Here is a 1,151-nt window from a genome sequence, read left to right as displayed (position 1 = left end):
TTCCCGCTGCCCCATCCATCATGGCGCACCGGAGCATGGGAACGGCGCACGCCCCAGTTCGGCCATGACGTGCTCCCTGCCCTGCGCGCCTGCGTGCGGGCCGTGCTGGCCGGGCAGCCCCTGCCGGAAATTCCACCTGCCAGCGCGGCCTGAAGGCAGGCTTTTCAAACAGCCTCCGGGAAGGAGACAGGCACCCGCAGGGAATGGCTGACAGTCCCCTGACCGCTCAGCAGTCCGCCTGTCCCGTCAGCGGAAAAGCGTTGCGCATCAGTGGTCTTACCCGGGCCAGATCCTTGGCCGCGGCGCACAGGAAATACGGGCTGGCCGCATCTTCCTCGGCCGTCAGTGGCCATGATGTCAGCCCGAGTTCGTTATAGACCGGCAGCAGCTCGTGCCCACACGCCAGAAGACCGGGCGACGCCCCTCCTGCACCGCAAGGTCGCGCAGCCACCATATGGCGGATGTGCAGTCATCCGCCGCACCCGCCGGGTCGCCCAGCCCCACAAGATAGGGCCCGATCCGCACGAACGGCAGCAACGCCTCGCGCCGCGCGCCTGTATCAGCCTGACGGCTCCGGCGTACCCTGCCCCACCCCTTCCAGCGCATGATCGAGGGCGCAGTACTGGGCCTGTGTCGTGGCATCCCAGGGCAGGACGTGAATGCGCCCCGGCCGGACCAGACGCACGATCATGGTCAGGCCCAGCATGACCGCAAGCCCCAGCGTCCACTGCGTAATACCGGGGCGGGAGGCGAACAGCATGATCTCCCACCAGCTTCCGCCCACCGAATCATGCGGACCGGCCAGCATAAGGATCACGATGGAGCCGATCAGCAGCACGATGGACACGATGGTCTGGAAAGACAGCGGTTCGCTCAGGATCCGGGCATGACGGTAATAGGAGCCACGGAACGGCGCGACGAGAATACACACCAGCATGAGCAGGCCCGGCACCACAAGGGGCGACCCACGCAGCAGCGTCAGACCACAGGCGACCGACAGCAGGGCGATCGTGGCCTTCCACGCCAGCGTCACGCGCTGCGACAGGCCGATGCCAAGCCCGATCAGCACCACCCCGATCAGGGAGAGCAGGTAATCCCCCATCATGACGAAAACAGGCTGCAACCTGCCCGCGTTCAGCCACCCTTCCGGG

General features: G+C 66.6%; 1 protein-coding gene and 2 pseudogenes. 1 reads left to right on the top strand and 2 read right to left on the bottom strand.

Features of this window, described 5'->3' with window-relative positions:
• Nucleotides 1-153: pseudogene (locus JCM25156_RS31640) on the top strand (uracil-DNA glycosylase family protein); the annotation flags it as partial.
• 204 nt (nucleotides 154-357) lie between these two features.
• Here the strand turns inward: JCM25156_RS31640 and JCM25156_RS31635 are convergent.
• Nucleotides 358-537 (bottom strand): hypothetical protein, encoded by a 180-nt coding sequence (locus JCM25156_RS31635; protein ID WP_025814168.1) that lies wholly within the window; start codon nucleotides 535-537, stop codon nucleotides 358-360.
• 22 nt (nucleotides 538-559) lie between these two features.
• A pseudogene (locus JCM25156_RS31630) lies at nucleotides 560-1,151 on the bottom strand (lysylphosphatidylglycerol synthase domain-containing protein); the annotation flags it as partial.

This window comes from Komagataeibacter kakiaceti JCM 25156, assembly GCF_000613305.1.
This window is presented reverse-complemented; position numbering and strand designations above follow the sequence as displayed.